We start from the raw sequence: 8,006 nt of genomic DNA, 5'->3' as shown, positions 1-8,006 counted from the left end.
TGGCATGCTTCGCCTCCAACGTGGACCGGGTGCAGCAGATCATCGACTCGGCGGTGGCGTTGGGACGGCGGGTCTCATTCGTCGGCCGATCAATGGTCCGCAACATGGGCATCGCCCGGGACCTGGGTTTTCTGCGGGTGGACGACTCCGACCTGATCGACATCGGGGCCGCCGAGACGATGCCGCCCGAGCAGGTGGTGCTGATCACCACCGGCAGCCAGGGCGAACCGTTGTCGGCGCTGGCGCGGATGTCGCGCGGCGAGCACCGCAGCATCACGTTGACCGCCGGCGACCTGGTCGTGCTGTCGTCGTCGCTGATCCCCGGCAACGAGGAAGCCGTCTACGGCATCATCGACGCCCTGGCCAAGGTCGGCGCCCGGGTGGTCACCAACGCCCAGGCGCGGGTGCACGTTTCCGGGCACGCCTACGCCGGCGAACTGCTGTTCTTGTACAACGGGGTGCGGCCACGCAACGTGATGCCGGTACACGGCACCTGGCGGATGCTGCGGGCCAACGCGGCGCTGGCCGCTGCGACGGGGGTTGCACAAGAGTCAATCCTGCTGGCGGAGAACGGGGTCAGCGTCGACCTGGTGGCGGGCGAGGCCACCATCGCCGGGGCAGTGCCGGTCGGCAAGATGTTCGTCGACGGTCTGGTCAGCGGTGACGTCGGCGACACCACACTCGGTGAACGACTGGTCCTGTCGTCGGGATTCGTCGCGGTGACGGTGGTGCTGCGACGGGGAACCGGCAAGCCCGCTGCGCCGACGCATCTGCATTCCCGCGGCTTCTCCGAGGACCCAAAGGCGCTGGAACCCGCGGCGCGCAAAGTCGACGCGGAGCTGGAAGCTCTTGCCGCCGAGCACGTCACCGACCCGGTACGGATCGCCCAGGGGGTCCGCCGCGTACTCGGCAAATGGGTGGGGGAGACCTACCGCCGCCAGCCGATGATCGTGCCGACGGTGCTGGAGGTCTGAGTCGTTGCGGTCACGCCGTTGAGATTGCCTCTAGGGTCGTGAATTTCGTCTGATCACGACCCTGGAAGCAATCTCAACGTCCAGTTGCTCGTCGGCTTTCGCGACCTGGATCAGACACGCTTGTGGCGATGGCTTAGCGATATAGCTGCCGCCGCATAGAATTCACTATTCTTTCTCCGCGTAGGCCGACCATTCGAGCTCGCTGGCGGTGAGCCCTCGTCCGGCCGGCTCGACACAGCGCTGCACCAACTGCTCGGGTCCGGCCTGTTCGATCAGCCGCCACCCGTATTCGGCGAGAAAGTCCGCTACCTGGTCGGTCTGCAGCCCGAAATGCCAGAGCCGTCGCTGTTGCCGGACTCTGCGGTACAGCCTCGGCGTGCCGTACAGATTCGCCCCGTCGATGAAGTCACGGCGGACGTAGGTGAACAGCAGCCGGCTGCCCGGGGCCACCGCCCGCAGCCCCTCCAAGGTCCTTCGGACACCGCCGTCCGTCAGGTATTGGGTCACTCCCTCACCGATGAAGAAGGTGCGCCATTCGGTGTGGTAGCCGTGTTCGGTGAGCGCGGTGAGCAGGTCGTCGCGTTCGAAGTCCAACGCCACCAACCGAACCGACAGCGGCAGCCTACCCAGCACCCGGCGCACGGTGGCGGCTTTGCGGGCGATGTTGACGGGCTGGTCCACCTCGAAGGTCGGGATGCGGGTACGCCGAGTCAACCGGTAGGCAAGAGTGTCCAACCCGGCGCCGAGCACGACCACCGCGTCGATATCGCCCAGCGCCTTGTCGAGTTCGTCCGCGATGAAGCGCTTCCTGCAGGTCAGGCAGGCCCACAACCCGGGCCCGGACCGCTGCATCGCGGCGATGAACCAACGTCGCAGCCGCGGCTGGCGCAGCGCCGCCACCAACCACCGCATCCGGGTCGGCAGGAACAGGGCCGCCAGGTCGTCGTCCACCAGCCGCCGCTGAGGCGGCTCGTGCTGTTCGATCGCCGCCAGCACCATCGGGCCGAATGCAGTCTGCGCTATCGGGTTTCGCGCCATGGGCTTACTTCTTGTTCACCAGCCTGGCGTCGACCAACTCCGCCACGGTTAGCTCCCGAGTTGTCCCTTCGCGGGATCACCGGCTGGGACGGGCTGAAGCATCTTGATGTCCGGTGCCCCGGCCAGGTGGTCGCGCACGTCATTGAACATGGTGGTGACCGCCGGCGCGGTGCTGTGGGTCTGCACCGCCTCGGCGTCGGCCCACTGTTCGATGAAGACGAACGTGTTGCCGGACTCGTGCAGCGAGTACAGCTGGCAGCCCGGCTCGTTGTGCACGTCTTCGACCGTGCGGGTGAAGATGGCGCGGACGGTGCCGACCGACTCCGGTTTGGCGGTCATGGTGGCGACGACGACGACGGGCATGCGATCGGACTCCTCGATGAGTGGCGGTGTGGTTGCTGTCACCCTACCCAGATGCCCTGGAAAACGGCCCGCCGCTCGGTAGCGTAAGCCGTCGTGGACATCTCTTGCGCCTTCGCCACCTCGATGGACACGCCCGACCACATCGAGTTGGCGGAGCAGCTCGGCTACCGGCGAGCGTGGTGCTACGACTCGCCGGCGCTGTTGCCCGACGTGTGGATGACCCTGGCGCTGGCCGCCCGACGCACCTCCCGCATCGGTCTCGGCCCGGGGGTGCTGGTGCCCAGCTTGCGCCACCCGATGACCAACGCGGCGGCGATCGCCACCCTGGCAGGCCTTGCCCCGGGTCGGGTGACCGCGGCGGTCGGCGCCGGGTTCACGGCCCGGATGACGCTCGGCCAGCGGCCGTTGCGCTGGGCTCACGTCGAGCACTACGTGGAGGTGCTGCGGGCGCTGCTGCGCGGCGAGCCGGCCGAGTGGGACGGCGCCTGGTGCCAGATGCGCCACCGTGAGGGCTTTGGCGCGCCGCGACCGGTCGACGTGCCGATTCTCATCGGGGCCGACGGGCCCAAGGGGTTCGCGGTGGCGGCCGGGGTCGGCGACGGCCTTTTCTCCGCCGGGGTCTGGAATCCGGAGGCGGCGGCGGTGACGGATTGGCGGGCGCTGCTGCAGTTCGGGACGGTATTCGACGAAGGGGAGAGCCCCGCCTCGCCGCGGGTGCTCGACGCAGGTGGTCCGGGAGTGGCGGTTGTTTATCACGCCGTCTACGAGCGTGCAGGGGTTGACGCGGTAGCGGGACTCCCCGGGGGCACGGCCTGGCTGGCCGGTGTGGATGCGGCCCCTGCGCACCTACGGCACCTGACCGTGCACGACGGGCACCTCATTGCGGTCAACCCGCTCGACCGTGCCGCCTGGGAAGCCGGCGGGTCGGCCCTGGCTGAAACTAGCGGGGTCAACGGCCCGCCCGCGGTGGTTGCCGAGCGGCTGGCCGGCTTGGCGGCGGCCGGGGTGACCGAAATCGCCTACCAACCGGCCGGGCCGGACATCCCCCGCGAGCTGCGGGCCTTCGCCGCCGCAGCCGGGCTGCCCGGGTGACCACAGCAAAACGTTAGCGGGCAAACCTCCGGAGGGGTGCCGAGGCAGCCGCACCCACCGCCGGAATCCCCGGCAGCCGCGGGGAAGACGTCAAGGTAACCTCCCCGATATCCCCGTGGCCAGTGTGGCGGATGGTGTAAAAGAGGCCATTGCGACTACCCTGGCGGCCATGGCTAGCAAGACGGTTGCCCGATCCGGCTCCCGAACGAGGAGGTCAAAGCCCGGTTCGAGGCCGGGCCTGCGCAGGCAGGCGTCCGGGCCGCGCCGCCAACCCGCTCGACACCGGCAGTCGTGGCCGACCGCGATCGGTCTGGCTTGTGGCCGGGCCGCACACGCGACGTGGCTGATGGTGGCTAGGGCAACCGGAACCGCCGCCCGGTCCGTCGGCCGGGCCCGCGACATCGACCCGGGTCACCGCCGCGACGGTATCGCGCTGGGGTTGCTGGCACTGGCCGTCGTCACGGCCGCCAGCTGCTGGTTGAACGCGGCACGGCCGATCGGAGCCTGGGTCGACGCCGTGCTGCGGACGTTCGTCGGTGCAGCGGTGGTGCTGCTTCCGGTGATTGCCGGCGTGATCGCGGTGATCCTGATGCGCACCGAACCGCACCCCGACACGCGGCCCAGGCTGATTCTGGGCGCGGCGATGGTGTCGCTGCCGATCCTGGGCCTGTGGCATCTGTGGGCCGGCTCGCCGCAGACCCCCGCCGGCCGCGCGGACGCGGCGGGGTTCATCGGCTTCGCGATCGGCGGGCCGCTCTCCGACGGGTTGACCGCCTGGATCTCGGTGCCGCTGCTGTTCATCGCGGTGCTGTTCGGTGTGCTGCTGTTGACCGGGACGACGATCCGCGACGCGCCGGCCAGCATGCGGGCCGTGTTCGGCACCGGGATCTTCGGATCCGATTCCGACGGCTACGACGACCACCCGGAGCCGAACACCCGGCGGGAAGAGGATGCCTACGACGGCTACGACGACGGCTACGACGACGGCTACGACGACGGCTACGACGACACGGCGCACGCCTGGCCGGGCGGCACGCCCAATGACAACTATCCGTCCGACGGGGCGGGGGTGGACACTGTGGACGCCGTGGACACGATGGACACTCCGACGATCCCCGAGCCGTCCGCGCGCATCCGGCTGAAAACCCCCAAAGTGGCTGCCAAGCGTGACGCCCCGACCCTGGACCGGGACGTCGAGGGCCCGTACACGCTGCCGTCGCTGCAGCTGCTGACGGCCGGGGATCCGCCGAAGCGACGCACCGCCGCCAACGACCAGATGGCCGAGTCGATCAACTCGGTGCTGGGCCAGTTCAATGTCGACGCGGCGGTCACCGGCTGCACCCGCGGGCCCACCGTCACCCGCTACGAGGTTCAGCTGGGACCCGGGGTCAAGGTGGAGAAGATCACCACGCTGCACCGCAACATCGCCTACGCGGTGGCCACCGAGAGCGTGCGGATGCTGGCGCCCATCCCCGGCAAGTCCGCGGTCGGCATCGAGGTGCCCAACACCGACCGGGAAATGGTGCGCCTGGCTGACGTGCTGGCCGCGCCGTCCACCCGCCGCGACCACCATCCGCTGGTGATCGGGCTGGGCAAGGACATCGAGGGCGACTTCGTCAGCGCCAACCTGACCAAGATGCCGCACCTGCTGGTCGCCGGCTCCACCGGGTCCGGCAAGTCCAGCTTCGTCAACGCGATGCTGGTGTCGTTGCTGGCGCGGGCCACCCCGGACGAGGTCAGGATGATCCTGGTCGACCCGAAGATGGTGGAACTCACCCCGTATGAAGGCATTCCGCACCTAATCACCCCGATCATCACGCAACCGAAGAAGGCGGCGGCCGCACTGGCCTGGCTGGTCGAGGAGATGGAACAGCGCTACCAGGACATGCAGGCCTGCAGGGTGCGCCACATCGACGACTTCAACGCCCAGGTGCGATCCGGTGCCATCACCACGCCGCTGGGCAGCCAGCGCCAGTACCGGCCCTACCCGTATGTGGTGGCGATCGTCGACGAGTTGGCCGATCTGATGATGACCGCGCCGCGCGACGTCGAGGATGCCATCGTGCGGATCACCCAGAAGGCCCGCGCGGCCGGAATCCACCTGGTGCTGGCCACCCAGCGCCCGTCGGTGGACGTGGTCACCGGGCTGATCAAGACCAACGTGCCGTCCCGGCTAGCGTTCGCGACATCGTCGCTGACCGACAGCCGGGTAATCCTGGACCAGGCGGGCGCGGAGAAGCTGATCGGCATGGGTGACGGGCTGTTCTTGCCGATGGGCGCGGGTAAGCCGATCCGGTTCCAGGGCGCGTTCGTCACCGATGAGGAGATCCAAGCCGTCGTCACCGCCTGCAAGCAGCAGGCCGAACCCGAGTACACCGAGGGCGTCACCGCCGCCAAGACCAGCAGTGAGCGTAGCGATGTCGACCCCGACATCGGCGACGACATGGAGGTCTTCTGCCAGGCCGTCCAGCTGGTGGTGTCCAGCCAGTTCGGATCCACCTCGATGCTGCAGCGCAAGCTGCGGGTCGGCTTCGCCAAGGCTGGCCGGCTGATGGACCTGATGGAGACCCGCGGCATCGTCGGCCCGTCCGAGGGCTCCAAGGCCCGCACGGTGCTGGCCAAACCCGACGAACTGGCCGCAACGTTGGCGGCCGTCCGCGGCGGCGGAAACGAGGCCACGAGAGACCCGGGAGATCCGGCCGACCCGGCCGACCCGCCCGAATAGCGCCGAGCGTGAAACTGTTGCGATATTTTCCGGCCCATTGTCAACCGGCTAATGCAACGTCGGGGGTCAAAGCTGCAGATGTCTGTGTTGCCTGTGGGGGGCTTGGGGGGGCTATCGCCGGGCCGGATTGTCACCCAGGAGCATGTCGGTGAATCGGTTTCCGGGCTGACTAGCTCGGGGGTGTCGAGGAGCTCGTGGAGGGACGCGTCGAGGCGGTTGGGGTCGCTGGCGAGTCAGTCGCTGAGGAAGGCAAGGATTTCGCCGAGCTCGACTGCGTCGGCGGCGTCGAGGTTGACGTTGACGTGATGCATCTCCAGCTCCAGTGGTGTTGAGGCAGCGTCGGTCTCACTGAGGTTCAGCTGTTTTAGGCTGCTTGGTCGATCAGGGCGGCCAGCCGCTGGGCGGGGGTATTTAGGCCCAGGGTGGGGCGGGGGCGGCGATTGAGCTTGTCCTGGATGCGTTTGAGGTCGGCCTTGGTATAGCCCGAGAGGTCGGTGCCCTTTTCGAACCAGAACCGCAACAGCCGGTTGGTGTTCTCGTTGGTGCCGCGCTGCCACGGCGAGTGCGGGTTGCAGAAATACACTGGGGCGCCGAGCTCAAGGTGGATCTGCTTCCAGCCCGCCATCTCGCTGCCCCGATCCCAGGTGATCGAGCGCCGCAGGTGTTCGGGCAGCTCAGCCATGGCCTCGATCATCGCGGTGGCCACCGTCTCGGCGGTGTGATCACCGGGCAGATGCAGCAGGATGGTAAAGCGGGTGCTGCGCTCGACTAGGGTGCCGATCGCTGAGCCCGAGGCGGTGCTGCCCAGGATCAAATCGCCCTCCCAGTGGCCGGGCACGGCCCGGTCATCGGCCTCTGCCGGCCGGTCACTGATCTTGAATTCCTCGCCGCTGGAATACACCCCGCCGCTGGTGGTCCGTTGGCCGCGGGGTTTGCGCGCCGTGCGCTTGGTGGACAGGCACTTGCACAGATCGGCGCGCAGACTGCCGCGCGTCTGCACATACAGGCACTGATAGATCGTCTCGTGGCTCACCTGCATCAGCTTGTCACCAGGGTAGTCGCAGGCCAACACATCAGCGATCAGCTTGGGGCTCCACCCGTCGTCCATCCAGGTCTCGATGGTCTTGCACAACGGGTTGTTCTTGAGCTTGAACTCCTTAGGCCGACGGGCGTTTTCGGTCGCATACGCATGGGCCATCAGGGCGTGATACTCCCCGGTGGGAAGACTGTTGCGCTTCACCTCACGCCACACCACCGACCGATCACGGCCGATCCGGTTAGCGATCTCCTCATAGGTCAGCTCGGCGTCACGGCCCCGCATGATCTCGATACGCTCCTCAAAGGAAATGCGATGCCCCTGACCGCCCGGCCGCTCCCAGTCTCCCGGGTTTGCTAGGCCGCCGGCGCCGGAGCCCTTTTTCAATGTCATCGCTCCAGCGTCGCGCCACCACTCCCAGCCCCTGTTGTACGACACGCCGGTCTTACACGCAGCCTGCCTGATCGTCGCGCCCCCACAAACCAGATCAAAGAACTCCCGCCGCACCGACCCCGGCCACGGATACCCACTCGGCATGTGCAACCTCCAAAACTCGCAGATGTTGCACTGACCGTATGAATCCGCCTGCGATTTCTCGCAACAGCTTCACGCTCGGTGCAAGGCTGCTAACTGGCCGGCGAATCGACGGCCTGCATCGGCGGGATGTACTGGTCGACGAAGTCGGTGATGGTCTTCGTGACCAGCTCCGGCGCCTCGAACATCGGAATGTGCCCGCCGTCGAGGGTGCTCACATGCAGCCCGGCTGGGAGCTCTGCGA

The 8,006-nt window shown here is 67.8% G+C and carries 5 protein-coding genes and 1 pseudogene; 3 read left to right on the top strand and 3 right to left on the bottom strand.

The window, feature by feature from the left end; all coding sequences use genetic code 11:
* Positions 1–974, top strand: a 974-nt coding sequence (locus AC2VON_RS04570) for a ribonuclease J (RefSeq protein WP_486951879.1), incomplete at its 5' end; no start/stop codon positions are given.
* Positions 975–1,139: 165 nt separating this feature from the next.
* Here the strand turns inward: AC2VON_RS04570 and AC2VON_RS04565 are convergent.
* The gene (locus AC2VON_RS04565) at positions 1,140–2,012 is read right to left on the bottom strand and encodes an SAM-dependent methyltransferase (protein ID WP_486951878.1); all 873 of its coding nucleotides are present in this window, start codon (positions 2,010–2,012) and stop codon (positions 1,140–1,142) included.
* A 48-nt stretch (positions 2,013–2,060) separates the two neighbouring features.
* A complete protein-coding gene (locus AC2VON_RS04560; protein WP_486951877.1) occupies positions 2,061–2,375 on the bottom strand; it encodes a putative quinol monooxygenase in 315 nt (104 codons plus the stop codon).
* A gap of 93 nt (positions 2,376–2,468) precedes the next feature.
* Here AC2VON_RS04560 and AC2VON_RS04555 point away from each other — a divergent pair, with 93 nt between their 5' ends.
* Positions 2,469–3,467, top strand: a complete 999-nt coding sequence (locus tag AC2VON_RS04555) for an LLM class flavin-dependent oxidoreductase (protein WP_486951876.1) — start codon at positions 2,469–2,471, stop codon at positions 3,465–3,467.
* Positions 3,468–3,576: 109 nt separating this feature from the next.
* Positions 3,577–6,192: pseudogene (locus AC2VON_RS04550) on the top strand (FtsK/SpoIIIE family DNA translocase); the annotation flags it as partial.
* Positions 6,193–6,556: 364 nt separating this feature from the next.
* Here the strand turns inward: AC2VON_RS04550 and AC2VON_RS04545 are convergent.
* Positions 6,557–7,765 (bottom strand): IS30 family transposase, encoded by a 1,209-nt coding sequence (locus AC2VON_RS04545; protein WP_486951875.1) that lies wholly within the window; start codon positions 7,763–7,765, stop codon positions 6,557–6,559.
* Positions 7,766–8,006: the final 241 nt, after the last annotated feature.

This window comes from Mycobacterium sp. TH-M82 (assembly GCF_057473605.1).
Note: the sequence above shows the minus strand (reverse complement) of the source record. Positions and strands in the feature narration are given on the sequence as shown.